Origin of the sequence: Nocardia sp. NPDC004568 (assembly GCF_040609955.1) — a bacterium.
Classification (GTDB): domain Bacteria; phylum Actinomycetota; class Actinomycetes; order Mycobacteriales; family Mycobacteriaceae; genus Nocardia.
Genome location: NZ_JBEXLL010000010.1, coordinates 99236 through 124627, shown reverse-complemented (window position 1 = coordinate 124627; position 25392 = coordinate 99236). Strand labels below are relative to the sequence as shown.

At 69.3% G+C, this 25392-nt stretch carries 25 protein-coding genes; 13 read left to right on the top strand and 12 right to left on the bottom strand.

The window, feature by feature from the left end; genetic code table 11:
* Positions 1-29: 29 nt before the first annotated feature.
* Positions 30-1301, bottom strand: coding sequence for a cytochrome P450 (locus tag ABZV91_RS08090; RefSeq protein WP_355237224.1), 1272 nt, complete (start codon positions 1299-1301; stop codon positions 30-32).
* A gap of 137 nt (positions 1302-1438) precedes the next feature.
* The gene (locus ABZV91_RS08085; protein WP_355237221.1) at positions 1439-2353 is read right to left on the bottom strand and encodes a LysR family transcriptional regulator; all 915 of its coding nucleotides are present in this window, start codon (positions 2351-2353) and stop codon (positions 1439-1441) included.
* 141 nt (positions 2354-2494) lie between these two features.
* Between ABZV91_RS08085 and ABZV91_RS08080 the strand changes: the two genes are divergently transcribed.
* The 5 genes from ABZV91_RS08080 to ABZV91_RS08060 all read left to right on the top strand — a co-directional run bounded on the left by ABZV91_RS08080 (position 2495) and on the right by ABZV91_RS08060 (position 7284).
* Positions 2495-3895: an MFS transporter gene (locus ABZV91_RS08080; RefSeq protein WP_355237219.1), complete on the top strand. Its 1401-nt coding sequence runs from the start codon at positions 2495-2497 to the stop codon at positions 3893-3895.
* A complete protein-coding gene (locus tag ABZV91_RS08075) occupies positions 3892-4638 on the top strand; it encodes a 3-hydroxybutyrate dehydrogenase (RefSeq protein WP_355237216.1) in 747 nt (248 codons plus the stop codon). The genes ABZV91_RS08080 and ABZV91_RS08075 overlap by 4 nt, the downstream gene beginning before the upstream one ends.
* 41 nt (positions 4639-4679) lie before the next feature.
* Entirely contained in the window at positions 4680-6635 is a 1956-nt protein-coding gene (locus ABZV91_RS08070; RefSeq protein WP_355237213.1) for an acetoacetate--CoA ligase, read from the top strand.
* A 70-nt stretch (positions 6636-6705) separates the two neighbouring features.
* Positions 6706-6924: a DUF2945 domain-containing protein gene (locus ABZV91_RS08065; RefSeq protein WP_355237210.1), complete on the top strand. Its 219-nt coding sequence runs from the start codon at positions 6706-6708 to the stop codon at positions 6922-6924.
* Positions 6925-6942: 18 nt separating this feature from the next.
* Positions 6943-7284 carry a DUF3140 domain-containing protein gene (locus tag ABZV91_RS08060; protein WP_355237207.1) on the top strand — a complete coding sequence of 114 codons (342 nt, stop codon included), beginning with the start codon at positions 6943-6945 and terminating at the stop codon, positions 7282-7284.
* 73 nt (positions 7285-7357) lie between these two features.
* Here the strand turns inward: ABZV91_RS08060 and ABZV91_RS08055 are convergent, their stop codons facing one another.
* On the bottom strand, positions 7358-7927 hold the full coding sequence (locus ABZV91_RS08055) for a YceI family protein (RefSeq protein ID WP_355237205.1): 570 nt from the start codon (positions 7925-7927) through the stop codon (positions 7358-7360).
* Positions 7928-8016: 89 nt separating this feature from the next.
* On the opposite strand from ABZV91_RS08055, the gene ABZV91_RS08050 reads away from it, so the two are divergent.
* On the top strand, positions 8017-8487 hold the full coding sequence (locus ABZV91_RS08050; RefSeq protein WP_355237202.1) for a MarR family transcriptional regulator: 471 nt from the start codon (positions 8017-8019) through the stop codon (positions 8485-8487).
* 138 nt (positions 8488-8625) lie between these two features.
* Here ABZV91_RS08050 and ABZV91_RS08045 read toward each other — a convergent pair whose 3' ends face one another.
* The 3 genes from ABZV91_RS08045 to ABZV91_RS08035 all read right to left on the bottom strand — a co-directional run bounded on the left by ABZV91_RS08045 (position 8626) and on the right by ABZV91_RS08035 (position 10532).
* Positions 8626-9576 carry a helix-turn-helix domain-containing protein gene (locus tag ABZV91_RS08045; RefSeq protein WP_355237199.1) on the bottom strand — a complete coding sequence of 317 codons (951 nt, stop codon included), beginning with the start codon at positions 9574-9576 and terminating at the stop codon, positions 8626-8628.
* Between the two features lie 226 nt (positions 9577-9802).
* A complete protein-coding gene (locus ABZV91_RS08040) occupies positions 9803-9958 on the bottom strand; it encodes a hypothetical protein (protein ID WP_355237196.1) in 156 nt (51 codons plus the stop codon).
* 151 nt (positions 9959-10109) lie between these two features.
* Positions 10110-10532, bottom strand: a complete 423-nt coding sequence (locus tag ABZV91_RS08035; protein ID WP_355237193.1) for an Hsp20 family protein — start codon at positions 10530-10532, stop codon at positions 10110-10112.
* A gap of 120 nt (positions 10533-10652) precedes the next feature.
* Between ABZV91_RS08035 and ABZV91_RS08030 the strand changes: the two genes are divergently transcribed.
* Entirely contained in the window at positions 10653-11459 is an 807-nt protein-coding gene (locus ABZV91_RS08030) for an MBL fold metallo-hydrolase (RefSeq protein ID WP_355237190.1), read from the top strand.
* Here the strand turns inward: ABZV91_RS08030 and ABZV91_RS08025 are convergent.
* Positions 11443-12255 (bottom strand): GNAT family N-acetyltransferase, encoded by an 813-nt coding sequence (locus tag ABZV91_RS08025; RefSeq protein ID WP_355237187.1) that lies wholly within the window; start codon positions 12253-12255, stop codon positions 11443-11445. The two genes, ABZV91_RS08030 and ABZV91_RS08025, sit on opposite strands and share 17 nt — an antisense overlap.
* 146 nt (positions 12256-12401) lie before the next feature.
* Between ABZV91_RS08025 and ABZV91_RS08020 the strand changes: the two genes are divergently transcribed.
* The 5 genes from ABZV91_RS08020 (at position 12402) to ABZV91_RS08000 (ending at position 18635) form a co-directional block, all read left to right on the top strand.
* Positions 12402-13718 carry a ferric reductase-like transmembrane domain-containing protein gene (locus ABZV91_RS08020; RefSeq protein ID WP_355237184.1) on the top strand — a complete coding sequence of 439 codons (1317 nt, stop codon included), beginning with the start codon at positions 12402-12404 and terminating at the stop codon, positions 13716-13718.
* 210 nt (positions 13719-13928) lie between these two features.
* Positions 13929-15464, top strand: a complete 1536-nt coding sequence (locus ABZV91_RS08015) for an ABC transporter substrate-binding protein (protein ID WP_355237181.1) — start codon at positions 13929-13931, stop codon at positions 15462-15464.
* Positions 15449-16390, top strand: a complete 942-nt coding sequence (locus ABZV91_RS08010) for an ABC transporter permease (RefSeq protein ID WP_355237178.1) — start codon at positions 15449-15451, stop codon at positions 16388-16390. The genes ABZV91_RS08015 and ABZV91_RS08010 overlap by 16 nt, the downstream gene beginning before the upstream one ends.
* Before the next feature lie 5 nt (positions 16391-16395).
* The gene (locus ABZV91_RS08005; protein WP_355237175.1) at positions 16396-17190 is read left to right on the top strand and encodes an ABC transporter permease subunit; all 795 of its coding nucleotides are present in this window, start codon (positions 16396-16398) and stop codon (positions 17188-17190) included.
* The gene (locus tag ABZV91_RS08000) at positions 17187-18635 is read left to right on the top strand and encodes an ATP-binding cassette domain-containing protein (RefSeq protein WP_355237172.1); all 1449 of its coding nucleotides are present in this window, start codon (positions 17187-17189) and stop codon (positions 18633-18635) included. The genes ABZV91_RS08005 and ABZV91_RS08000 overlap by 4 nt, the downstream gene beginning before the upstream one ends.
* A 128-nt stretch (positions 18636-18763) precedes the next feature.
* On the opposite strand, the gene ABZV91_RS07995 is transcribed toward ABZV91_RS08000, so the two are convergent.
* The 3 genes from ABZV91_RS07995 to ABZV91_RS07985 form a co-directional block, all read right to left on the bottom strand.
* A complete protein-coding gene (locus ABZV91_RS07995; protein ID WP_355237169.1) occupies positions 18764-20230 on the bottom strand; it encodes an aldehyde dehydrogenase family protein in 1467 nt (488 codons plus the stop codon).
* Positions 20231-20405: 175 nt separating this feature from the next.
* Entirely contained in the window at positions 20406-21587 is a 1182-nt protein-coding gene (locus tag ABZV91_RS07990) for a 4-hydroxybenzoate 3-monooxygenase (RefSeq protein ID WP_355237166.1), read from the bottom strand.
* Positions 21584-22825 (bottom strand): aromatic acid/H+ symport family MFS transporter, encoded by a 1242-nt coding sequence (locus ABZV91_RS07985; protein ID WP_355237163.1) that lies wholly within the window; start codon positions 22823-22825, stop codon positions 21584-21586. Before ABZV91_RS07985 ends, ABZV91_RS07990 begins: the two co-directional genes overlap by 4 nt.
* A gap of 124 nt (positions 22826-22949) precedes the next feature.
* Here ABZV91_RS07985 and ABZV91_RS07980 point away from each other — a divergent pair, with 124 nt between their 5' ends.
* Positions 22950-23858, top strand: a complete 909-nt coding sequence (locus ABZV91_RS07980) for a LysR family transcriptional regulator (RefSeq protein WP_355237160.1) — start codon at positions 22950-22952, stop codon at positions 23856-23858.
* Positions 23859-23883: 25 nt separating this feature from the next.
* Here ABZV91_RS07980 and ABZV91_RS07975 read toward each other — a convergent pair whose 3' ends face one another.
* Both ABZV91_RS07975 and ABZV91_RS07970 read right to left on the bottom strand, forming a co-directional pair.
* Positions 23884-24540 (bottom strand): CoA transferase subunit B, encoded by a 657-nt coding sequence (locus tag ABZV91_RS07975; RefSeq protein WP_355237157.1) that lies wholly within the window; start codon positions 24538-24540, stop codon positions 23884-23886.
* On the bottom strand, positions 24537-25283 hold the full coding sequence (locus tag ABZV91_RS07970) for a CoA transferase subunit A (RefSeq protein ID WP_355237281.1): 747 nt from the start codon (positions 25281-25283) through the stop codon (positions 24537-24539). Before ABZV91_RS07970 ends, ABZV91_RS07975 begins: the two co-directional genes overlap by 4 nt.
* Positions 25284-25392 lie beyond the last annotated feature (109 nt).

Sequence of the window (25392 nt, the reverse complement as noted above, 5' to 3'; positions counted from 1 at the left end):
CTCGGATCCGCCCGAGGCGGACTACGGTCTCAGGGCAGGCCCTGCGGTGGGCACGGGGGGAATTCCACCGGGAGATCGGCCAGGGCCCGGTGGAACGGCCCGGGCCGCCGCGTGAGCTCGTCCGCCGGGACGCCCAGCCGCAGATCGGGAAGGGCGTCCAGCAGTTGATCGATGGCGCCCTGAGCGATCAGGTATGCCGCGGATCTGGCCGGGCAGGAATGCGGGCCCGCGCCCCAGGCCAGGTGGGAGCGGTTGCCGGTATGGTCGCCGGTGCTGATCGCGGGGTCGTTGTTGCATCCGGCCAGGCTGATCACCACGGGCTGGTGCGCGGGCAGCCAGACGTCGTCGATCAGGATCGGCTGCCGGGGGTAGGTGACACTGAAATTGGCCATCGGTGGATCCTCGAACAACACTTCGTCCAGCGCGTCCCGGGTCGACAGCGCGCCGCCGAGAAGACTGCCGGCGAACCGGTCGTCGGTGAGGATCAGCAGCATGGTGTTGATGATGAGGTTCTGCAGCGGCTCGATCCCGGCGCCGTAGAGGACGACGATCTGATGGATGAGTTCGGCTTCGTCGAGATCGGCGGGGTGGGCGAGCACCCGCGAGGTGATGTCGTCACCGGGCGCGGCCCGTTTCAACTCCACCAGTTCGAGCACCGCGGCACTGAGCATCTGGTTACCGCGTTCGGCGTCCACACCGTCGAACACCGTCTGCGTGGCTTCCGCGACCTTCCGGCCGATTTCGGGAGGGCACCCCAGCATCGCGTTGATCGCCTCGAACGCCAGCGGGAACGCGTACTGGGTGACGAGGTCGGCGACCCCGGTCTCGCAGAAGGCATTGATCAACGGAACGGCGATCCGCCCGATGGCACCGTGCAACGCGTGCAGATCGACGCCGTCGATACCGGCGGTGTTGACCCCGCGGTAGCGAACGTGCTCGGCACCCGCGCTGCGGATCGCGCTCGGCCGCCACTCCAGCACGGGCAGCACCGGGCAATCGGCGGGAATATCGCGCTGCCAGGCACGCGGGTCGGCGGGGAATCGTTCGGGGTCGTTGAGAATGCGCAGCGCGGCGCGATAACCGACCACCAGTGTGGCGGGCACGCCGGGCGAAAGTTCCACGGGAACCAGCGAACCGTACCGGTCGCGCATCCGCCGGTAGGCGGCGTGCGGGTCGGCCGCGAATTCGGCGGAGTGCAGCGGTACGCGGGGCTCGTCGCGACCGGCGGGCGAAGAATGATGGCCGGTGAGGGCCGAGGGTGTGGGCAAAGTGGATGACTCCAGCGACAGGACGGTGCTCATCGGTGCGGGACTGTGCCCGCGACCGCAGGGGCTGTCGCACGATCACGGGCGGTCCAAGGATCGCTCAGTAGGTAGATCGACGACATCGGTAGGTAGGCGGGAGTTCCGGGTCGGCGGCCGCATCGGCGGGCCCGGGCTCACCCGGCGCCCAGGAGCGTATCGCGCTGGTCGTCGATGACGGATCGGATCGCGGCGACCACCGCGGCGACCTCCGGCCGACGCAGGGTCTCGGTACGAGCCACCAGCCAGTATCCGAGGGTCACGGCCACCGAATCGGCCAGGACGCGCACCAGATCCGGATGGCGATCGGCCATGAAACAGGGCAGCAGGCCCAGCCCGGCGGACGCGCGGGTGGCCTCCACGTGCACGAAGACATTGGTGGAGGTGACCGATTCGCGCATCGTCGGGACATATCCGGAGGCCAGGTCCAGATCGTCGACCTGGAGCATGGAATCGATGAAATACACCAGCGGATACCGGCCGAGATCATCGATCGTGGCCGGGGCGCCGTGTTCACGCAGGTATGCGCGCGACCCGTAGAGCCCGAGGCGGTAGTCGGCCAGATGCGTCGCCGTGGCACGGCGCACCTGCGGTTCGCCGACGACGATCTCCAGGTCGAGCCCGGAGCGCTGTTGTGACGCCCGCCGGGTGGTCGCCACGAGCTCGACCGCGATCTCGGGATGCCGCCGGCGCACCGCCGCTGCGGCGGGGGCGGCGATATAGGCGCTGAAACCGTCGGTCGCCGACAGCCGGACCACACCCGCCAGCACCCGGTTCCCGCCCGCGTCCGCCGCGAGGGATTTCACCGCCGACTCCACCGCCTCGGCCGCGGCCAGGGCTTCGCGGCCGAGGTCGGTCAGTTCCCAGCCGCCGGTCACCCGGGTGAGCACCCGCCCGCCGAGCGTCTGCTCCAGTGCGGCGATCCGCCGGGAAATGGTGGTGTGGTTGAGGCCGAGTTGCTCGGCCGCGGTCACGAATCGTCCCGAACGACCGACGGCCAGCAGTACGAGAAGGTCGTCCGCGCTCGGGCGACCCGGGAAGGCCGTGCTCATATCTGCATTTTCGCACATCCGTACTGCAGTAATGGTCATTGCGGCGCCCTCGGTCTGCACCAATACTCGATGCAGCCGAGCAATGTGGGGTCCATCACATCACAAAGGTGTTGTGGCCCCGGGCACAAAAGGAGAAGTGCGATGAGGGAGCACAACGCCGGACCCGACCCGGCGGTATCGAACGATGCCGGGCCCCGGGGAACGGCCGCCGGTCTGCGGCGTGTGGTGGCCGCGTCGATGGCGGGCACAGTCGTGGAGTGGTACGAATTCTTTCTCTACGGCACCGCCGCGACGCTGGTGTTCAGCAAGGTGTTCTTCGCGCAGGGCACCAGCGACCTGGACGCGATACTCGCCGCGTTCGTCACCTACGCGGTCGGTTTCGCGGCCCGCCCGCTGGGCGGCGTGGTCTTCGGGCACTACGGCGACAAATACGGTCGCAAGAAACTGCTCCAGTTCAGTCTCGTCCTGGTCGGCGCCGCCACCTTCCTGATGGGCTGCCTGCCGACCTTCGGCCAGATCGGTTACTGGGCCCCGGCCCTGCTGGTGGCGCTGCGCTTCATCCAGGGTTTCGCGGTCGGCGGCGAATGGGGCGGCGCGGTGCTCCTGGTCGCCGAACACAGCCCGAGTCGCAGCCGCGGCTTCTGGGCGAGCTGGCCGCAGGCCGGCGTACCCGCGGGCAATCTTCTGGCCACGGTCGTCCTGCTGGTGCTGACCACGACGCTGTCCGACGAGTCGTTCCTCGGCTGGGGCTGGCGGGTCGCGTTCTGGCTGTCGGCGGTGGTGGTGCTGGTGGGGTACTACATCCGCACGAAGATCACCGACGCGCCCATCTTCGTCGCCGCGCAACAGGAGGCCGAGGAGATCAAGGCGACCTCGCTGAGCGTCGTCGAGGTGCTGCGCCGCTACCCGCGCGGCGTGCTCACCGCGATGGGACTGCGGTTCGGCGAGAACATCATGTACTACCTGGTCGTCACCTTCACCATCACCTATCTGAAGGTCGAGGTGCACGCGGACACCTCGGTGATCCTGTGGTGGCTGCTCGCCGCGCACGCCGTGCACTTCGTGGCCGTTCCGCTGGTGGGCAGCCTGTCCGACCGCATCGGCCGCCGGCCCGTCTACCTGATCGGTACATTGACCGCGGCCACCTGGGGCTTCTTCGCCTTCCCGATGATGGACAGCGGTAACAACCTGGTCATCGTGTCCGCCATCGTCATCGGACTGGTCTTCCACGCCTTCATGTACGCCGGGCAGCCCGCCATCATGGCCGAGATGTTCCCCACCCGCATGCGCTATTCCGGTGTTTCGCTGGGTTATCAGGTGACCTCCATCGTGGCCGGATCGCTCGCGCCGATCATCGCGGTCCGGCTGCTCGATACCTACGGGTCCGCGGTACCGATCGCGTGGTATCTGGCGGGCGCGGCGGCAGTCAGCACGGTCGCCGTCCTGGTCGCGCGCGAGACGAAGGGGCTCGACCTGCAGAGCGTCGATCGCGCCGACGCCGCGAGCCTGGCGCCGCGCGCCGCCGAGGTGACCGCGCGATGAGCGATCTGGCGGGGCGCAGCGCTCTGGTCACCGGCGGCGCCAGCGGTATCGGCGCGGCGTGCGCCCGTGCGCTCGCGGCGCGCGGCGCCGCGGTGACGGTGGCCGATATCGACACCGCCGGGGCCGCGGCGGTGGCCGGAGAACTCGGCGGCGAGTCGTGGGCGGTGGATCTGCTCGACGTCGCGGCGCTGGAGGAACTGGAGCTGCGCACCGACATCCTGGTGAACAACGCCGGGGTACAGCACATCTCCGCCATCGAGGAGTTCGCGCCGCAGCGGTTCCGCGACCTGCTGACGCTGATGGTCGAGGCTCCCTTCCTGCTGGTGCGCGCGGCCCTGCCGCATATGTACCGGCAGGGCTGGGGGCGGATTGTCAATATCTCCTCGGTGCACGGCCTGCGCGCCTCCCCCTACAAGGTCGCTTATGTGACGGCGAAGCACGGGCTGGAGGGGTTGTCGAAAGTGACCGCGCTGGAGGGCGGCCCCCACGGTGTGACCAGCAACTGCGTCAACCCCGGCTATGTGCGTACCCCCCTGGTCGACGAACAGATCGCGGACCAGGCCGCGGCGCACGGTGTTCCCGAACAGGAAGTGCTGGAGAAGGTTCTGCTCACCGAGAGCGCGATCAAACGTCTCGTCGAACCGGACGAGGTCGCCGCGCTGGTGAGCTGGCTCGCCGCCCCCGAAGCCGGGATGGTCACCGGTGCGGCGTACACGATGGACGGCGGCTGGAGCGCGCGATGAGGGCGCGCTCCGGCCGGCCGGCCCGGCAGGAGGAATCCAGGATGCGACCACTGTGGGTGCCGACCGAACAGGACCTCGCCGAGGCCACCCTCACCGACTTCGCGCGCTTCGTCACGGAGCGCACGGGTGCGAACACCAGCGATTATCACGCCCTGTGGCGGTGGTCGGTCGAGGACATCGAGGGGTTCTGGCACATGCTCTGGGACTACTTCGCGCTCGGCGACATCGCGGGCGAGGTGCTGGCGGACCCGCGGATGCCGGGCGCGTGGTGGTTCCCCGGAACCCGGCTCAACTATGTCGACCAGGTGATCCGCCGGGCGCGCGCCGACCGGCCCGCGATCAGAGCGGTCGGTGAGGACGCCCCGGTCCGGGACATCTCCTGGGCCGAACTGCTCGACCACACCGCCGCTCTCGCCCGGACGCTGCGCGCGCTGGGTGTCCGGGCCGGCGATCGAGTGGCCGGGTATCTGCCGAACATCCCGGAAACGATCGTCGCGTTCCTGGCCACGGCGAGTATCGGCGCGGTGTGGAGCGCCTGCGGACAGGACTACTCCCCGAAGGCCGCGCTGGACCGGCTCGGGCAACTCGAGCCCACCGTCCTGATCACCGCCGACGGCTATCGATTCGGCGGCCGGGCACACGACAAACGCGCCGATATCGCCGCGTTGCGCGCGGGTCTGCATTCGGTGCGCGACACGATAGTGGTGGCTCGTCTCGGACCGGCGATGGCGGATACGCTCTCCTGGGACGACGCGATCGGCGGCGCCGAATCCGCGCCGCGGGAGATCACCACGGTGCCCGTGGATTTCGATCACCCGCTGTGGATCGTCTTCTCGTCCGGTACGACCGGCCCGCCCAAGGGCATCGTGCACGGCCACGGGGGCGTACTGCTCGAACATCTCAAAGCCGTGGCACTGCAATCCGATATCGGCCCCGGCGATACGTTCTTCTGGTACACCAGCCCGAGCTGGATGATGTGGAATTTCCAGGTCGCGGGCCTGCTGACCGGGGCGACCGTGGTCACGTACGAGGGAAGTCCCACCGCTCCGGCTCCGGACGCGCTGTGGCGGATCGCCGCCGACGTCGGCGCCACCGTCCTGGGCATCAGCCCCGGCTACGCACTGGCCTGCATCAAGGCGGGCTCGGTGCCGCGGGTCGACCACGATCTGTCGGCACTGCGCACTGTCGGCGTGACCGGCTCCGCGCTACCGGCCTCGTCGGCCCGCTGGCTGAGCGAGCACGCCGGCGAACACGTCCGGGTCTCCTCGATCAGTGGCGGCACCGATGTGGTCTCGGCGTTCCTGGGCGGCGCACGCACCGTGCCGGTATGGCCGGGCGAACTGTCGGCGCCCTATCTGGGTGTCGCGCTGGAGGCCTACGGTCCGGCCGGGCGACCGGTGCGCGGCGAGGTGGGCGAACTCGTGATCACCGCGCCGATGCCGTCGATGCCGGTGCGCTTCTGGCGCGACCCGGACGGTAAGCGGTACCGGGACGCGTATTTCGATACCTTCCCCGGTGTCTGGCGGCACGGCGACTGGATCACCGTCACCGAACGTCACAGCGTCGTCGTGCACGGCCGTTCCGATTCCACCCTCAACCGGCACGGAATCCGGATGGGTAGCGCCGATATCTACCAGGCGGTCGAACGGCTACCGGATATCGCCGAGGCGCTGGTGGTCGGCGTGGAACAACCCGACGGCGGCTATTGGATGCCGTTGTTCGTGGTGCCGACCCCCGGCGCCGAGCTCACCGACGAACTCGAGGCGCGCATCGCCGCCACCATCCGCACGGAGGTCTCGCCTCGGCACGTGCCCGACGAGATCATTCTCGCTCCCGGCATCCCGCACACCCGCACCGGCAAGAAACTGGAGGTGCCGATCAAGAAACTGTTCCAGGGCGCCGACCCGGCCGACGTGGTGGATCGCAATGCGGTGGACCGCCCGGATCTGCTCGACTGGTACCACACGATCAGGCCGGGCGGCCGCGAGCCGCACTGATCTGCCGGTTTCCTCCTTCATTCCCCGGGTAAGGCGGGCGCAGGGGGCCTGACGAGGACAGGAGACAGCCGTGAGCAAGAAATCCTTCCGCACAGGCGACGAAGTCGAATGGAACAGTCACGGCAGCACCACCGAAGGCGAGGTGGAAGAGGTCATCACCGGCGACACCGAGGCGGCCGGCCGAACGGTCCGCGCATCCGACGAGGATCCGCAGTACCGGGTGCGCAGCGCGAAGAGCGGCCGCGATGCCGTCCACAAGCCCGGCGCGCTGCGCCCGCGGGGCGACTGATACCCGGAGGTGGCGGTCGTGTCGGACGACAACAAGACAACTCGCGCGCGGTTCGGCGACACCGTCAATATGACGGCGGCGGAACTCCGGCGGTGGCTCGACACCGACGAATCGAAATCGGTCGGGCAGAAACCGGCGGGCGGCGGCGAATCGACTGGCCATTCCAGTGGGCGCCGCATCGTCGAACTACTCGAGAAGAAGACGAAGGACCTCACCGACGACGACTACGCCCATATGCGCAAGGTCGTCGGGTATGCCCACCGTCACCTGGAGCAACGCCCCACCGGCGATATCGCGAACAGCAGATGGCGGTATTCGCTCATGAATTGGGGCCACGATCCGGAGAAGGCCACCCGATAGGACCGGTGCGAGCCGTCGCGGTGGAGGCGTGGGTACGCCTCACCGCGCCGCGCTCGCGCCGTCCCGGCGGTGGTCAGTTCGATGCGCCGTCCTGTTTGATCGCCGAGACCTCGAACTCCAGCACGACCTTGTCGGCGACCAGCACACCACCGGTTTCCAGTGCCGCGTTCCAGGTGATGCCGAAATCCTTGCGGTTGATGGTGGCCGAGCCCTCGAAGCCGACCCGGACATTGCCGAACGGGTCGGTGGCCTGGCCTTCGAAGGTGAAGGGGATGGTTACCGACCGGGTGACGCCCTTGATGGTGAGGTCACCGGTCACGTCGAACTCCTCCGGACCGGTCGGCGTGATCGCCGTGGAGCGGAAGGTGATTTCGGGGTATTCGTCCAGGCCCAGGAAGTCGAGTCCGCGCAGATGCTTGTCGCGGTCGGCATTGCGGGTATCGATACTGGCCACCTGGATCGTGACCTCGCCCGACGAGTTGGCCGGATTCTCGCTGTCGAAGTACGCGCTGCCGGTGAACTCGTTGAACGCACCGCGCACCTTGGTCACCATCGCGTGCCTGGTGACGAAGCCGACCCGGGTGTGGGTCGGGTCCAGTACGTAGGTGCCGCTCAGCTCGTTCACGTTCGTCGCGGTCGTCATCCTGTGCCTCCGAGTCCTTGTTGTTGATGTGTCATATAAAGACTGCTCCGTGATTGGTGATATGTCAACTACTGGGTTACGCTCGAGATATGACCGAGACGCGATGGCTCGACGAGCGCGAGCGCCGGGCCTGGCGGGGCTACCTGACGATGCATGCCAGATTGGTCGCTCACCTGCACCGGCAGCTCCAGCAGGATTCGGGCCTGTCCTTGGCCGATTTCGACGTCCTGGTCCAGCTCACCGACCGTCCCGAACCACGGATGCGGGTGGGCGAGCTGGGACAGGCCCTGCAATGGGAGAAGAGCCGGCTGTCCCACCACCTGGGCCGGATGCAGCGGCGCGGGCTGGTACTGCGCGAGGATTGCCCCGACGACGCCCGCGGCGCTTACATCGTGCTCACCGAACAGGGCCGCGCCGCGATCGAACAGGCCGCGCCGCGGCATGTCGACACCGTGCGCGAACTGGTCTTCGACGCACTCACCGAGAACCAGGTCGAAGCGCTGGCCTCGATCGCCGGCCGGATCCTCGAACAACTCGACGACACGGACCCGAACCGGTGATCCGTTCGACAGCTCGCGCCGCCGTGTAGGCAGGCTCCGAACCCCTCGCCGTGACGTCGTTCGGCGAGCACACTGCCCGGCCACCGGAATACCCCGCGCCACCCCCGAGAAGCGTCGCCGTCCGGGAGCTGGGACGACTCACCGGCGATGGCGCATAACCTCGGCCGGAGTCCGGCCGTACCAGCGGTGATAGGCGGCAGCGAAGCGTCCGGGGTGGGCGAAGCCCCACGCACGGGCGATGGCGGCGACGGTCTGCCCGTCGCCGGGGACCGCCGCGCGGAGTTGTTCGTGCGCACCCGCCAGTCGTAGCCGCTGCAGGTAACGCAGCGGAGTGGTACCGAGGTGGCGACGGAAGGCCGATTGCAGGGCGCGCGGGGTGACGAAAGCCGCCGCCGCCACCTCGGCGACCGTGACGTCCTCGCGCACATGCGATTCCAGGTAGGCGACAGCACGGCGCACCGTATCGGGGTGAGCGTCACGGCGATCGACCGCACTCGGTCCGGTGACCGCGGTGGTGGGCACCGTCGCCAGCACGGTCGCGGCCAGATAGTCGGTGGCGGTGGCGATCAGCAGCGGATTGCCCGCCACGGCGGGGTCGGCGGCCAGGTTCTTCAGATGCGTGACCGCGTCGGCGAGCCGCCGGGCGGCAGCCGGAGTACGCGGCCCGGGCGCGGTGACCCGTACCGGAGCCCCGTCTCCGCCGAGGGCCAAACGGTCCAGCAGCGCGGAATCGAACAGCGTGAGGTCGTAGCGGCCGGCGCGGACGGTCCCCGACGCCGAGAACCCGCTCCCACCGAGCACTCCCATCCGGCCGGGCGTGAGATCTCCGGTTCGGCCGGGGGGACCGCTGTATTCGATCCCCCCGGCGTGCACACTCGCCAAGCACAGGGTGCGCGACGGCTCGATGGCGTACGACAGGTCGAATCCGAGAGCGATCCGGTCCAGCGTGACGGAGCCGAGTACGTCGCGGCGCAGGCCCACCGAAGTCTGCCGGGGCGCGGTGTGGCCGATCAGCACCCCGGGGTACGCGGTACGGAGAAATGCCTCGATCTCACCGAGGTTGTCGCTGTGGAACACCGGATAGCGCACCGCCTCGGTTCTTCGGCGCCCTCACCCGCCGGCGGGCCGGAAGCGACCGGCATGCGATACCGGCGAGTGGGCGCGGGTAACAAATTCGGACAACTGCATATGCGGATTCGGTCCGCGACAGGTCGTCCGGTGCCGACGCTCGCTCGCGCACCGCCGGATACCGGATGCCTTGGGGCCCGCAGCGCGAAACCGCCGGTGGATCGACCTTCCCGTGGACCACAGCGGGTCAGGCGGCCCGCCGGTATCGAGAAATGGGGACGCCGTCCATGACCTCGGTCCACCAGCTCTGCAGTGGGCTGGGGTCGGGCCATTGCACATCGACGGCGTGCTGGGTCGGCGACGATTCGCCGGTGGTCGCGGAAGCGGCGGCAGTAGCGGTCATGGCAATATTCCTGGCTGGCATGCGGGTGACTTCTCGATAGCGGGCGGCCGGGCCCGGCACGGTGGCCGGGCCCGGCCGCCGAGGGGACGGAAGAACTCAGAGCGTCGGCCGGGCCGTCTCGCGCACCGGCACGACCGCCGCGGCGGGACCGTCAGGTGGTGATGGCCTGGCGTTCGCTGTCGTGGCGCGCGACGTCGATCTTGCGCGGTTTGGCTTTCTCGGAGACCGGGATCACCAACCGGAGTACGCCGTCGCGGTAGTCGGCCCGGATGGCCTCGGTATCGAGGTTCTCGCCGAGGAACAGCTGCCGGCTGAATACCCCGCGGGTGCGTTCGGCCGCGATCATCGACCGGTTCGAGTTCAGCTCCGGCCGTGACGCGCGCACGGTCACCACATTGCGTTCGACATCCAGGTCCAGCGAATCCGGGTCGATCCCGGGTAGGTCCAGTTCCACGACGAACTCGTCGCCTGCACGCCAGGCGTCCATCGGCATCACCGCCGGGCGCGCGGGCGTGCCGAACACCTGCTGGGTCAAGCGGTCCAGGTCGCGAAAGGGATCGGTGCGCATCAGCATGGTCGCCACCTCCGGTTCACTCCATTCAATGCAGGAAGAAGCTGAGATTATCTGTGTCTTCTGACAGAGATAATTTTTAGCACTCTCCACAATGGAGTGCAAGCGGTGTGGGTAGAAAATATGACGCATCGAACACGCGGGACCGTCCTGCCCGACCGGACCCGTTCGGCGATCTTCATCGGCCACGGCCACTTCGACCACGCCGCCGACGCGGGGCGCGTCGCCCAGGCCTCCGGCGCGGTCGTGCACGGCACCGCCGAGCACTGCGCGAATATCGCCGCACAGGTCACCGGCCCGGCGTTCCCGACCGTCGCACACGGTGACGCGGGCACCCCGATCGGCACCCGGGAAGACTGCACCGTGGGCGAGGTCGAGGTGACCGTAGTGCGCCACCTGCCTTCCGCGCGCACCCCACCCGACCCCGTCGACGGATCACCCCGCTTCTTTCCCCGCCCGGAACCGGGCATCGTGTTCACCCACCCACCGGCGCTGAGCGGCCTGCTACAGAATTGGCCGCGCCTGCGCGATCCCGAAGGCGGGGTCCTGCTGTACCAGTTCCGGGTGCCGGGCCTGCGCCTGGTGTGGCACGACTCCACCGGGCCCCTCACCGAACGTGCCCCGCAGGTGTTCGACACGCTCGCCGCGCTACCGGCCACCGATATACAGATCGGCGCGGTACAGGGCTACAACCAGATCAGTAACGGCCTGCGCGATCCGCGCACCTATATCGAAGCGCTGAGGCCGGGGCTGTTCGTCCCGAGCCACCACGACAACTGGCTCCCCGGGCTCACCGCGAGCGCGGCGACCTACGACGCCCCGCTGCGCGCGGAACTGGAACGGATCGCGGCGCCACGGCGACCGGAGCTGCGCGCCCTACACGACCCGGAGGACCACCTGCGCCCGCAGCGGCTCACCTTCGCGCTGTGAGCGCGTCCACGCCACCGGCCGGGGACGGCCCCGACCACACGCGAGCAGCCCGACCGGCACCACCCGCGCGGGGCCAGGGGGTGCGGTACCCCCGGAAGGTCACGGACACCCGAGTCCGGAATCCGAGCCGCTCGTAGAGGTCGATCGCACCCGTATTCCCTTCGGCGACATGCAGGAAAGGCCGTTCGCCGCGGCCCTCGATACGGGCGACGAGTGCACGCACCAGGTGCGCCGCGTAGCCCTTCCCGCGCGCCTCGGGGGCGGTGCAGACCGCGCTGATCTCGGTCCACCCCGGCGGCCGGAGCCGTTCACCGGCCATGGCCACCAACCGGCCGTTGTCGCGGATACCGAGGTAGGTGCCGAGTTCCCGGGTGCGCGGCCGGAACGGGCCGGGCCGGGTGCGTTCGACGAGGTCGAGCATTTCGGGCACGCTGTCCGCGCCCAGCTCGACCGTGTCGTGATCGAGCGGCGGCGCGGGCAGGCCGGCGCCGGAAAGGATCATCTGCCGGCCCGCGAGTGTGAAGACCTCGGCCCAGTCCGCCGGCGGCGGCGCCGGACAGCTGAACAGGTCGGCGAGTTCGCCCGGACCGAGCAGTTGTGCGAGATCACTCCAATCCCGCGGATCCGGGTCCCTGCCGACCGCGGCGAAGGTCGCGACTTCGGGCAGGTAGGTGACGGCTCGCCCGGCCCGGCGGGCCAGATCCGCATGGTGTCCGCGCAGCGATCCGCCCACCGGGTCGTCCAGCTCGGCGGTGTCCGGGGCCACCGCGGTACCGCATATCTCGTCGTTCGCCACCTGCCGAGTATGCCGGGACCGCTCACCACGACCGCGGGGGCCCGGACACGCAGAGAGCCGTGACACCCGGATCGGCGCCCGGAGGGGGCTAGCGTGGGATCGCGTGCCGGCGGGCACAGCGGAACGCCCTTCGACGGGAGGTAGCGGTGTCTGTGGTGGTTCGGGGGATCGGATGGATCGCGCTGTACGTGGCGGTGGCGGTGGTGCCGCTGGTATTCGCCGTGATCGGACCGGTCTCGGGCGGCCGGGGATTCTGGGTGGAGTTCTCGGTGGCGCTGGGCTTCGTGGGAATGTCGATGCTCGGCGCCCAATTCGCGTTGGTCGCCCGTTTCCGGGCGGTCGCGGCACCGTTCGGCGAGGACGCGCTGGTGCAGTTCCACCGGCAGGTCTCCTATGTGGCACTGGCGTTCGTTCTCGCCCACCCGATACTGCTCCAGATCGGTGGGGTCGACATCGTGGCACTGCTGAACCTCGCCGAGGCGCCGTGGCGGGCCCGCTGCGCGGTGGCTTCCACGGTGCTGCTGCTGATCGTGGTGGTGACCTCGGCGTGGCGGCGGCGGCTGCGGATCCGCTACGAGGTGTGGCAACTGGCGCACGGCGTGCTCTCGGTGGCGGTGGTGGGCCTGGCGTTGGGGCATATGCTGCTGGTCGGCTATTACCTCGACGCCACCTGGAAGGTGTGGTTGTGGACGGTGATGACCCTCGCGCTGATCGGGCTGCTGGTGTGGGTGCGCGTCGTCGCGCCGGTCCGGCGGCTGCGGCGGCCGTGGCAGGTCGAGCAGAACCTCGCCGAACGGGGTGACGCCAGGACGCTGACGCTGGCCCCGGCCGGACACGACGGCCTGCGGTTCCGGCCGGGACAGTTCGGGTGGCTGACCGTCGGCCGATCCCCCTTCGCCGTCACGGCGCATCCCTTCTCGTTCTCCTCCAGCGCCGAAGACCCCGGCCGCGTCCGGATCACCATCAAAGCGCTCGGCGATTTCACCTCCACCGTCGGCGACATCACGCCGGGCACTCGCGCCTTCCTCGACGGCCCCCACGGCGTGTTCACCCCCGACCGTCACGAGGGCCCGGGATTCGTCCTGATCGCGGGGGGTATCGGTATCACCCCCATGGTCTCGATCCTGCGCACCATGGCCGACCGCGGCGACCGCCGCCCGTTCCTGCTGTTCTACGCGGTCCGGACCATGGACGAACGAACCTTCGACAGCGAGATCGAGATGTTGGCCGGGCGCCTGGATCTCACCGTGGTGCCGGTGCCACAGGACCCGCCACCGGAGTGGGACGGCGAGCGCGGGTTCGTCGACCGCGCACTGCTCCGGCGTCACCTGCCCGACCGGTACAGGCACAGGCAGTATTTCGTCTGCGGACCCGCACCCATGGTCACCGCTACCGAGGACGCACTCACCGCCCTGGGTGTACCGGCCGATCGACTCCACACCGAGCGCTTCACCTTCGTCTGATCCGGAGACCGACTGTGCGACATACCTACACGACCCGTGCCGTATGGGCGATCACCCTCGTCCTGCTCGCCGCCTGCGTCTGGTTCGCGCTCGCGCTCGCCTGAGTCCGCACCGGCCGACCGAAGCTGTTGTCCCGGTACGGATAGCGCGATAACCTCAATCGAGTTAGCGGAGGCTAACCTCTGATCGAGCAGGCGGACGGGGTCGGGTATGGATATCAACAGGCGCCGACTGTTCCGGGCGGGCCTCGGTCTCGGTGCGATCGTGGCGGTCGCCGCATGCGGAAGTGGCTCTCCCGGTTCGGGCGAGAGCGCCGGTGGTCCGCCCAGACGGGGCGGAACGCTACGCGTCGGCGCGCTCGGCACATCGTCCAAGATCGAGCGCGACCCCCATGCCACCTTGAGCAACGACAGCGATTTCCTGATCATGTCGCTGCTCTACGATCCGCTGACCGTGCCCGGCGCCGACCCCAATGTGGTGCCACGGCTCGCGGCTCGGTGGGACGCGGACACCGAGCAGCGGACCTGGACCTTCACCCTCGCCGAAGGCGCGCGTTTCCATGACGGACGGCCGGTCACCTCGGCCGATGTGGTGTGGTCGCTGCGCCGATTGCGCGAGATCGCCGGGGAGACCAAGGTTCCGGTGTCCTCGGTGGCCGATATCCGACCCGCGGGTCCGAATGCGGTGGTGCTGACCTGCGCGGCGCCGAACAGCCAACTGCCGCTGCTGCTGCGGATGATGACCTTCGTGGCGCCCGCGGGCACCACCGATTTCACCAGAGGCGTGGGCAGCGGGCCGTTCCGGCTCGAATCCTTCGACCGCGGCAATGCGCGACTGGTGCGCAACGAGGCGTGGCACGGCGGCCCGCCGCTGCTCGACGCGATCGAGGTCACCCTGTTCGAGAGCCCGGAGTCGCTGTCGAACGCGATCATGGCCCGCCAGATCGATCTGGCCTCCAGCGTCGGCGCGGTGGCCGGGCGCACGGCCGAACGCCGGGGTGATCTGAAGGTCGTCCGGCGGCCCGACGATGTGGCGGTGGCGATCGCGATGCGTACCTCCGATGGGCCGTTCGCCGATCCGCGGGTACGGGAGGCGCTGCGCCTCATCGTCGATCGCGACGCCATGGTGGCCCAGGTCCTCTCGGGTTACGGCACGGTCGCCAACGATGTGCTGGGTACCGCGGATCCGAGCTTCGATACCACCCTTCCGCAGCGGGCACGCGATCTCGACCGGGCGAGGACGCTGCTGGCGGAAGCAGGATTCGACACCTCGAAGACCTACGAACTGGTGACCAAACAGGAGGCCGCCGGCGAAGTCGAGTCCGCCCGGGTCTTCGCCGCCCAGGCCGGGGACGCCGGCCTGAAGATCGAGGTCGTAGTCCAGGAGGCCAACGACTTCTACGACCGGACGTGGCTACAGGCGCCCTTCTACACGGTCAACTGGGGCACCAACGATTCGGTGGTGTTCTTCGCCAGCAAGGTCATGACGTCGCGGACCGCCTGGAACGAGACCCATTTCGAGGACCCCGCCTTCGACAGGGCCTACGCCCGGGCCCTCGCCGCCCCCGGCGGTACCGAGTTCGTCGCAGCGAGCCGGGAGATCCAGCGAATCCAGTACGAGCGCGGGGGGTACATCGTGTGGGGTATGGCCGACGGTATCGATATCGCCGCCGGCTCGGTTCAGGGGCTGCCCGACCTCGGCGGGTACGGCCGGGTGCAACTCGAACGAGCGTGGTTGTCGAATTGAGGAAGGTCGCCGGTCCGGTGGCACGCCGGCTCGCTCTGCTGTTCGTTCTGCTCGCCCTGGTGTTCCTGGTGGTCGATCTGCTGCCGGGCAACGCCGCACGGGCCGTGCTCGGGCGGGACGCGGACGCGGACCGAATCGCCGCCAAAGAACACGAACTCGGTCTCGACCGCCCTCTCCCCGAGCGTTTCCGGTCCTGGCTCACCGGTGCGGTGACGGGCGATTTCGGTACCACCGCGCATGGGCAGTCGGTGAACGAGTTACTCGCCGCGCACTTCCCCCAGACGCTGCTCCTGGCCTCGATCGCCATGCTGGTCACCGTGGCGGTCGCCCTGCTGTGCGGAATGTGGTGGGCGGCGCGACCTTCCGGTCTCGCGGCCCGGGTACTGCCGCCGGGCACGGCTTTCGTCACCGCGATCCCGGAATTCGTCGTGGCGATCGTCATGGTGCTGGTGTTCTCACTGTGGCTCGGCATCCTCCCCTCGGTGACCTTCACCGATCGGGCGGGATATCCGGCGAGCGCGGAGATGCTGGTGCTGCCGGTCGCCGCGCTGGCGATACCGCAGGCGGCCTGGAACACCCGAGTCGTTCGGGGCGCGCTGCTCGACGCGGCGACGGCACCCCATGTCGACAACGCGCTGTTGAACGGAACACCGGAGCGGACGGTCCTGCTCCGGCATGTGGTGCCGTTCGCGCTGCCGGCCATCGCGGCATCCTTCGCCACGTCCGTGGGCACCTTGTTCGGCGGCGCCCTCGTCGTGGAGACGATATTCAACTACCCCGGTGTGGGCGCGCTGATCGCCGGCTCCGTCGCCGACCGCGATACCGCACTGGTCGCCGCGATCGTAGCGCTGACCGGCACAACGATCATGTGTGTCCTCCTCGCGGCCGATGGAATCCGCCTCTGGGCGAATCGGGGCCGGCGATGATGCCCGTGCTCACTCGCCACCGCGTCGTGGTGGCCGTAACCCCTGCCGTACTGGTCGCCGTGCTCGCGGCGACCGGTCCCTTACTCGCGCCGCATCCGGTCGATTATCCGGTGGGCATCGCGTTCGAGAAGCCCGGCGGTGGCGCCTGGCTGGGCGGTGACCGCCTCGGCCAGGACGTCACCAGTCAGTTGCTGCACGGCGGCTGGGGGTTGCTGGTGCTCGCCGCGCTCATCGCCGGGCTGGTCACCACCTGTGCGGCGGTCCTGGGTTCGACGGCGGCGCTGCACCCGCGCGCCGGCGCGTGGATCGAACGCGCCACGGACCTGTGCATGCTGCTGCCACCGGTGCTGGCGATTCTGCTGTTCATGCTGTCGTGGCCCGAATCCGGCACCGCGGGAGTGATCACCGTCGCGGTGGTGGCGGGAACGCCGTATTCGGCGCGCGTATTCGCCGCGGCCGCGAGTGGTGTCGCGCGCACCGGCTTCGTCGAAGCCGCCCGGGCACGCGGGGAACGGCTGGGCTACCTGGTGTTCCGCGAATTGCTGCCGAATCTGCGTCATACACTGCTCACCCAGCTCGGTCTGCGGTTCGTGGAGGCCATCTACATCGTCAGCACCGTGTCGTTCCTGCAGTTGCCCACCTCGCTGGGCGCCGCCAACTGGGCGGTCATGGTCCGGGAGAACGCGCCGGGCATCCTGCTCAATCCCGCAGCGGTGCTGGCCCCAAGTCTGGCCATCGGTCTGCTGGCGGTGAGCGTCAACAGCGCCGTGACCGTGTTCGCCGGGGAGCGGTCGTCATGAGCGGCGGCGTAGTCGTCGACGATCTGTCGATTCACGCACTGTCCGGCGCCGAGCTACTGGCACCGATTTCGCTGCGCGTGCCGCCGGGGGCGGTGACCGCGTTGACCGGCCCGTCCGGGACCGGCAAGACCACGCTCATGCGGGCTCTGCTCGGGCATCTGGGCCCCGGCACCACCCGAACGGGCGGCACCGTGCACATCGCCGGTCGGGATGTCTTCGCCTTGAGTCCTGCCGCCCGGCAGGCGTTCCGGCGCCGCACCATCGCGTTCGTCGATCAGGATCCCGGCGCGGCACTCAACCCCACCATGCGGGTGCGCACCCTGCTCCGGGAAGCCGCGGCCCGGCCGAGCGACAGCACGCTCCGTGCCGCCCTCGCCCGGGTGGACCTGCCCGAATCCTTCCTGCGCCGGCGCCCCGGCGAATTGTCCGGCGGCGAACAGCGACGTGTCGCGCTCGCTGTCGCGCTCGTGCGCGAGGTGGGTGTCCTGGTCGCCGACGAACCGCTCGCCGGTCTCCACGGGAACCTGCGCAATGCCATCGCCGACCTGCTGCGCTCACTGGCCATCGACGACAAGATCGCGCTGGTGGTCTCCGGGCACAACACCGGAATCCTGCACCGGCTCGCCGACGACGTCGTCGAACTCGGTGCACCGCCGCGGTCCGCACCGGCCCGGATCGCCGCCCGCGCCACAGAGCAGCCGGCCGCCGGGCCACCCACCCTCGAAGCCACCGCGATCTGCGCGACCGCCGGGCGCGCACACCTGCTCCGCTCCGTGGATCTCACGATCCCGGCCGGAGGATCGGTGGCACTGGCCGGCCCGTCCGGGGCCGGGAAAACCACACTGGCACGGGTACTCACCGGGATCCACACCGAGGCCGGCGGAACCCTCGTGGTCGACGGCCGGCCGCTGTCCGTCGGCCGGGCCCGCCGCAACCGGCGCGACCGGCGCCGCGTCCAGTTGGTCCCGCAGAACCCGCTGTCCACGCTGAACCCGAAACACACGGTGCTGCAGACGCTCTCGCGACCACTACGCCTGAACGGGAGCACCGCCCGTTCCGAGGTCGCCGAGCGCGCGGCCGGGCTGCTGCGCAGCGTCGACCTCGAGCCCGACCTGCTGCACCGCTACCCCGGCGCACTGTCGGGTGGCCAGCGCCAGCGCATCGCCATCGCGCGTGCACTCGGCGCCGAGCCCGATATCCTCATCTGCGACGAGATCACCTCCGCGCTCGACGACCGGACCGCCCGCTCGATCATGGATCTGATCGAGCGCACCCGGCACACCCGCGGTATCGGCACACTCGTCATCAGCCACGATATGGCCGTGGTCGCCGCCTACTGCCCCCGGATCGTGGTTCTCGGCGACGGCGCGGTCGTCGAACAGGGCCGCACCGCCGACGTCCTGTCCGCCCCGCACGCACTGGAGACCAAGGCGCTGCTCGCCTGATATCCCCGGCGCCGGGTACCGGCCGGGGCGCGGCGCCACCTTCGGCCCTGCGTCGATCCCGGGTCCGACGGAACCCGGCCGGCACCGCGCCGGCCGCCGACGGTCGGTGGCCGGCCCGCGCGGCACATTCAGAACGGGTACCGTTGAATCTCGGATTGCACGGTGATCCACTGGGTTTCGGTGAACGTATCCAGATTGGCGGTCGGCCCGCCGAATCGGCCGCCGACTCCGGAGGCCTTCAGACCGCCGAACGGGATCGGCGCCTCGTCGTCCACGGTTTGATCATTGATGTGCACGGCGCCCGCGACGATCCGGTCGGCGAGTTCGTAGGCACGGAAGGCATCGCCGGTGAGGATGCCCACGGAGAGCCCGTATTCGGAGGCGTTGATGATATCGACGGCTTCCTCGACAGTGTCGTAGACCAGCACCGGCGCCACCGGACCGAAGATCTCCTCGGTCCATGCGGGGTTGTCCGGGGTGAGGCCGGTGAGCACGGTCGGCCGATAGAACAGATCCGTGAACCGACCGCCCGCGGCCACCGTCGCCCCCGCCTCGACAGCGGCGGTGACCAGTCCGTGCACCCGGTCGCGCTGGCCTACGTCGATGATCGGGCCCAACGCGTTGTCCGGGTCGGCAGGGTCGCCCACCGGAATGTGGCGCGCTTTGTCCGCCAAGGCGGCCACGTACTCCTCGGCGACGGACCGGTGCACGAGATGCCGGCCGGTGGTCATGCAGATCTGTCCCTGGTGCAGGAACGATCCCCAGGCACCCGCCGACGCGGCCGCCTGCACATCCGCATCGGGTAGCACCAGCAGCGCGTTGTTGCCGCCCAGCTCGAGATGCACTTTCTTGAGCAGCGGCCCGGCCGCCGCGGCGATCCTGCGCCCCGCCGCGGTGGAACCGGTGAAGGACAGGCACGGGATCCGCGGATGTTCGACCATCGCCGCGCCCAGTGCACCACCACCGGGCAGCACATGCAGCACCCCGGCGGGCAGTCCCGCGTCCCGCAGCAGTTCGGCCAGGACCAGCCCGCCCGAGATAGGAGTCCGCGGGTCCGGTTTGAGGATGACCGCGTTGCCCAGGGCCAACGCCGGCGCCACCGAGCGCATCGACAGGATGGCGGGGAAGTTGAACTGCGAGATCACCCCCACGACCCCCACCGGGATGCGGCGGGCCATCGACAGGCGCGGTTTCCCGGAGCGCAGCATCTCTCCGTACGGGTGCGCGGCCAGGGCCGCGGACTCCTGCAGTTCGCTCGTCACCAGGCCGACCTCGAACGCCGCCTTGCCCTGCCCCGAACCGGCCTCGGCGACCAGCCAGGAACCGAGCCGGTCCGGGTTCTCGCCCAGCGACTGCGCCGCGCGCAGCAGCACGGCCACCCGCTCGTCGTAGGTGCGGGCCGCCCAGTCCCGCTGCGCCGCTGTCGCCGCGCGCACCGCTGTCTCCAGTTCGGCGGTGCCGGCTTCGCCCACGGTGTCGAGCACCGTGCCGGTGGCGGGCGAGAGCACGGGCAGCGTGCGGGAGACGGGGCGGAAGGTGCCGTCGAACAGCGCGTCGCGCCACGCGGTGGTGGCCGAATCGGCGGTGGTGGTCATAGGGGGACTCCTGAAGTGCGGTGTCGTGCGTAGGAGAGAGTGGCCGCGAGGACGAGTATCCTCGCCGCACCCGCCGGCTGTGTCGATTGCGCTACATCCGGCGCCGCGGGCCGGGCCCGGCCCGCGCTCGCGCGGAAATCCGGCAGCGGCGGCCCGGATGGGCGAGCCCCCGGGATCAGGCCGCCTGCTGCCACCCGGTGTACGCCTCCGCCAGGTAGGCGGCGCCGTGCCGAGAACCGGTGACCAGCTCGAGTTCGCCCCGCTGCCGCGCTGTATCGAACGGCGACGCCCCCTCCACGGAGTGGAGCATGGTGGTCATCCAGTAGGAGAAATGCTGAGCCTTCCATACCCGGTCCAGAGCCCGGTCGGTGTAACGGTCCAAGGCCTCCTCCCCGGCGCCCGCCAGGAAATCGGTGATCGCCTCGTGCAATACGCGGACATCGGCGAGCGCCAGGTTGAGCCCTTTGGCGCCGGTCGGCGGTACGGTGTGCGCGGCATCGCCGGTGAGCAGCAACCTGCCGTGGCGCATCGGGGCGGTGACGAAGGAGCGGAACGGAAGCACCATCTTCGCGCTGATCGGCCCCTCGTGGATCTCGAACCCGTTCCCGTTGACGCGGCGGCGCATCTCCGCCCAGATCCGGTCGTCGTCCCAGTCCTCGGGCCGTTCGCCGGGCGAGCACTGGAAATACATCCGCTGCATGGTGGGCGTGCGCTGGCTCACCAGCGCGAAACCGTGCTCGGACTGCGCGTAGATCAGTTCCGGATGCGAGGGTGGCGCCTCGGCGAGGAACCCGAACCAGGCGAACGGGTACTCACGGAACCACTCACCGCGGGTCCCGGCCGGGAAGGCCTTGCGGCAGATGGACCGGGAGCCGTCGGAACCGACCACCAGGTCCGCCTCGATTCGGCCGTGGCGCCCCGCGGAATCGAGGAAGGTCACCACGGGCCGCATCCCGGAGATGTCGACCGCGGTATCGGACACGCCGTAGCGCACATCGCCGCCGTCGGTCTCGCGGCGGGCCGCCAGGTCGGCGAAGACATCGTTCTGCGGGTACAGCCAGACGGATTCGCCGACCAGCTCCTGGAAGTCGATGCGGTGGTTCTCGCCGCCGAACCGGAACACCACACCGTCGTGCCGGTCGCCGTCGGTGATCACTCGATCCGACACCCCGGTATCGACCAGGGTGCGCACCGAGCCCGCCTCCAGGATTCCGGCGCGGATGGTGGTGGCGATATCGTGCCGGCTGCGGATATCGATGACCACCGAGTCGATTCCGGATCGGTGCAGCAGATGGGAGAGCAGCAGCCCGGCCGGGCCCGCGCCGACAATCGCTACCTGGGTCCGAGTGGTGGTCACAGTGCGTACTCCTTCGTCTCGCCGGGTCCGGTGAGGGGTGCGGGGGCCGAGGATTCGGTGTGCCGGGCGGCCAGGCGGGGAACCGTCGCCAGCGCGAGCAACCCGATCGCGGCGACCACCGCGAAGAAGTAGAAACCCCACGGATGGGCGGAACCGGCCACGATGAGCGCACCGGTGATACTCGGCCCGAAGATGGCACCGAGGCGGCCGACCGCGGAGGCGAGACCGAGCGCGGTGGCGCGGACCTCGGCCGGGTAGGCCTGCGTGACGTAGGCGTAGACGAGCACCTGAGCCGAGAAGACGAAGATACCGGTCACCAGCACCAGGGCGTTGAGCAGCACGGTATTCGGCACCTTGATGCTCAACAGCGCGAGCAGCACCGCGGCCGCGCCGAACCAGATCAGGATGGTCGGTTTGGTGCCGCGCCGGTCCGCCAGTGTCCCCGCGACGATCAGGCCGATGATGGCGCCGATATTGAGCACCAGCAGGAGGGTCAGCGACGTGGACATGTTGTATCCGGCGTCGCGCATCAGTTTCGGCAGCCAGGTGTTGAGTCCGTAGACCAGCAGCAGCCCCATGAACGAACCGACCCACACGCCGAGGGTGGTGCGCAGGTACCTCGGCTGCAGGACCACGGTGGGGCCGACGCGTTCGGTTGTGCCCTGGGCCGCGAGATAGGCATCGGATTCGGGCAGCTTCCACCACATGAGCGGGAGCAGCAGGAATCCGGCGATCCCGCCGGCATAGAACAGGATCTCCCAGTTCGGCACGAGCCAGAGCGCGAACAGCGAGGCCAGGACCGCGCCGAAGTGGTAGCCGGTCATGGTGAATGTGCTGGCGAACGCCCGGCGTGAGGCGGGCATGTGCTCGGCCATGAAGGTGAGCGCGGTCGGCATACAGGCGCCGAGCCCGAGCCCCGCGAGCAATCGGAAGGCGGCGAACACGGCCACCGATCCGGCCCACGGCACCGCGATGGTGAATACCGAGAACAGGGCGATCGAGGCCAGCAGGACCGAGCGGCGGCCGTAGCGGTCGGCGAGCGGACCGGCTCCGGCGGCGCCGATGGCGACGCCTACCAGGGAGATGGTCGCGGCGAAGGTCGCGCCCGAGGCGGTGAACCCGGCGTGGTTCTCGTCGATCAGTGTCGGAATGACCGCGCCGAGGACGACGAGGTCGTACCCGTCGAGGAGCACGGTGAGCCAGCACAGCGCGGCCGGCCACGACAGCAGTTTGTTCATGATGGGGTTCTCTTCTGATCTTCGGGTCGCCACGATGCGACCCGGACTGTGGCGGCACTCACGCTAAGCTCCGCTTCATAAGAAATCCAATAGATGATTTTCAGAAGTGGAATAGAGGAGATCTATGACATCCGAGGTGGACCTGAACCTGGTGCGGACATTCGTCCTGCTCTACGAGACGCGCAGCGTCACCGCCGCGGCCGATCTGCTGGGCGTGACCCAGCCGACCGTCAGCTACGGACTGGGCAAATTGCGGAGGCGGCTCGACGACGAACTGTTCGCCCGGGGGCCCGGCGGCCTGGTGCCGACCTCGGAATCCGAGCGGCTGTACCCGCCGCTGCGCGCGGCACTGGCGGAGGTCACCGAAACACTGGGCGCGGCGACGGAGTTCGACCCGGACCGGCCCACCCGTTTCACCCTCGGGCTTTCGGACCTGGGTGAGGTGACGGTGCTCCCGCTGGTCCTGGCGAAGCTGACGGCCCAGGCGCCACGGGCGGGCCTGCGGGTGCAGGCGTTCGACCTGGATACCGCGACCGACCGGCTGGCGCGCGGCGAGATGGACGCCATCGTGGCCAGCCCGGTCCTCGATTCGCCCCGGTTGCGGCGCACACCGTTGTTCACCGAGGGATACGCGGGGATGGTCGCCGCCGACCATCCCCGGCTGCGCACCGGCACTCCGGCGCACGCCGATCTCGAGCGAGAACGGCATGTGGTGGTGGACGGGGCCAGTGGGCATCCCGGACCACGCCGGGCACTGGTCGAACAGCGGCTGGAAAGTCGCATCGCGGTCCGGGTCACCCGGTTCGCGACTCTTCCGTACGTGGTGCAGGACAGCGAACTCGTCGCGATCGTCCCGGAGCGGGTCGCCCGCGCGCTGGCCCGGACCCATTCCGTGCGGATCTTCGCGCTGCCCTGGCCCATCGAACCGGTCGAGGTGGCCGCCTACACCCGGCACGCACCCGGACGCAGCGCCGCGCAGCGCTTCTTCCTGGAGGTGATCCGGACGGCCATGGGCAAGCTGCCGGCCCTGTGAAGAGGCCGGAGCCAGGACATCGTCCTCAACCGACCCGTTCGGCCAGTGCGGCGTCCACCTCGACAGCCGCACCCGTGGCCGCCCGGACCTCGGCGACGGTCACCCCAGGAGCGGTCTCCACCAGCACCAGTCCGCGTTCGGTCACGTCGAGCACGGCCATATCGGTGATGATCCGGTTCACACAGCCGAGGCCGGTCAGCGGCAGGGTGCACTCGTCGACGATCTTGGGCTCCCCCGACCGCGAGACGTGCTCCATCATCACGATCACCTGCCGGGCGCCGTGCACCAGGTCCATGGCGCCACCCATCCCCTTGACCATCTTGCCCGGAATCATCCAGTTCGCCAGATCGCCGCGAGCGCTGACCTGCATGGCACCCAACACCGCCACATCGACCTGGCCGCCGCGGATCATGCCGAAGGACTGCGCGGAATCGAAGAACGAGGCGCCGGGCAGCACGGTGACGGTTTCCTTGCCGGCATTGATCAGTTCGGGATCGAGTTCGTTCTCGGTCGGATACGGGCCCACCCCGAGGACACCGTTCTCCGAATGCAGCACGACGGTGATGTCGCCGGGCAGATAGTTGGGCACCAGCGTCGGCATGCCGATGCCGAGGTTGACGTACTGGCCGTCTTCGAGTTCGGCGGCGACCCGGGCCGCCATCTGTTCGCGGGTCAGCGTCATGCGCGCACCGTCCTGTTCTCGATTCCTACTTCGACCTTGCCGACGGGTACGACCCGCTGAACCTGGATCCCCGGGGTGTGTACCTGATCGGGGTCCAGTTCGCCGGGTTCCACCAGGTGCTCGACCTGGGCGATGGTGATCCGGCCCGCCGCGGCCGCGGGCGGGTTGAAGTTGCGGGCGCTGGCCCGATAGACGAGGTTGCCGTGCCGGTCGCCCTTCCAGGCGTGGACCAGCGCGTAGTCGGTGACGATCCCCCGCTCGAGCACATAGGTGACACCCTCGAACACCCGGGTCTCCTTCGGCGGCGAGGCCACCGCGATCCCACCCGCGCCGTCGTAGCGCAACGGCAGTCCCCCCTCGGCGACCTGGGTTCCGACGCCGGCCGGGGTGAAGAAGGCCGGGATCCCGGCACCCCCGGCCCGCATCCGCTCGGCCAGGGTGCCCTGCGGGGTCAGCTCGACCTCGAGTTCGCCGGACAGGTACTGGCGCGCGAATTCCTCGTTGGCGCCGACGTAGGAGCTGATGGTGCGGCGGATCCGGTGGGCCGCGAGCAGCACACCGAGACCGAAGCCGTTGGTGCCGCAGTTGTTGCTGACAACCTCCAGTTCGGTGGCGCCCTGGTCGAGTAGCGCGTTGATCAGTAGTTCCGGGATCCCGACCAGCCCGAATCCGCCGACGGCCAGGGACGCGCCGTCGGGGATATCGGCGACCGCCTCGGCGGCTGTGGGAATGACTTTGTCCATCACGCGCTCCACAGTAACCAGGTTTGTGCGGAATGTGAACTCATGTGCGTATAGTGAACCCGATGCACGGCGATTGATCCGGCCCGAGCCGGGCCCTATGCTGTTCGCA

Excerpts from the sequence above, each read along its gene's own strand:
- ABZV91_RS08090 (WP_355237224.1), bottom strand. The coding sequence starts at position 1,301 with ATGAGCACCGTCCTGTCGCTGGAGTCATCCACTTTGCCCACACCCTCG.
- ABZV91_RS08085 (WP_355237221.1), bottom strand. The coding sequence starts at position 2,353 with ATGAGCACGGCCTTCCCGGGTCGCCCGAGCGCGGACGACCTTCTCGTA.
- ABZV91_RS08080 (WP_355237219.1), top strand. The coding sequence starts at position 2,495 with ATGAGGGAGCACAACGCCGGACCCGACCCGGCGGTATCGAACGATGCC.
- ABZV91_RS08075 (WP_355237216.1), top strand. The coding sequence starts at position 3,892 with ATGAGCGATCTGGCGGGGCGCAGCGCTCTGGTCACCGGCGGCGCCAGC.
- ABZV91_RS08070 (WP_355237213.1), top strand. The coding sequence starts at position 4,680 with ATGCGACCACTGTGGGTGCCGACCGAACAGGACCTCGCCGAGGCCACC.
- ABZV91_RS08055 (WP_355237205.1), bottom strand. The coding sequence starts at position 7,927 with ATGACGACCGCGACGAACGTGAACGAGCTGAGCGGCACCTACGTACTG.
- ABZV91_RS08050 (WP_355237202.1), top strand. The coding sequence starts at position 8,017 with ATGACCGAGACGCGATGGCTCGACGAGCGCGAGCGCCGGGCCTGGCGG.
- ABZV91_RS08040 (WP_355237196.1), bottom strand. The coding sequence starts at position 9,958 with ATGACCGCTACTGCCGCCGCTTCCGCGACCACCGGCGAATCGTCGCCG.
- ABZV91_RS08035 (WP_355237193.1), bottom strand. The coding sequence starts at position 10,532 with ATGCTGATGCGCACCGATCCCTTTCGCGACCTGGACCGCTTGACCCAG.
- ABZV91_RS08030 (WP_355237190.1), top strand. The coding sequence starts at position 10,653 with ATGACGCATCGAACACGCGGGACCGTCCTGCCCGACCGGACCCGTTCG.
- ABZV91_RS08015 (WP_355237181.1), top strand. The coding sequence starts at position 13,929 with ATGGATATCAACAGGCGCCGACTGTTCCGGGCGGGCCTCGGTCTCGGT.
- ABZV91_RS08000 (WP_355237172.1), top strand. The coding sequence starts at position 17,187 with ATGAGCGGCGGCGTAGTCGTCGACGATCTGTCGATTCACGCACTGTCC.
- ABZV91_RS07995 (WP_355237169.1), bottom strand. The coding sequence starts at position 20,230 with ATGACCACCACCGCCGATTCGGCCACCACCGCGTGGCGCGACGCGCTG.
- ABZV91_RS07985 (WP_355237163.1), bottom strand. The coding sequence starts at position 22,825 with ATGAACAAACTGCTGTCGTGGCCGGCCGCGCTGTGCTGGCTCACCGTG.
- ABZV91_RS07980 (WP_355237160.1), top strand. The coding sequence starts at position 22,950 with ATGACATCCGAGGTGGACCTGAACCTGGTGCGGACATTCGTCCTGCTC.
- ABZV91_RS07975 (WP_355237157.1), bottom strand. The coding sequence starts at position 24,540 with ATGACGCTGACCCGCGAACAGATGGCGGCCCGGGTCGCCGCCGAACTC.
- ABZV91_RS07970 (WP_355237281.1), bottom strand. The coding sequence starts at position 25,283 with ATGGACAAAGTCATTCCCACAGCCGCCGAGGCGGTCGCCGATATCCCC.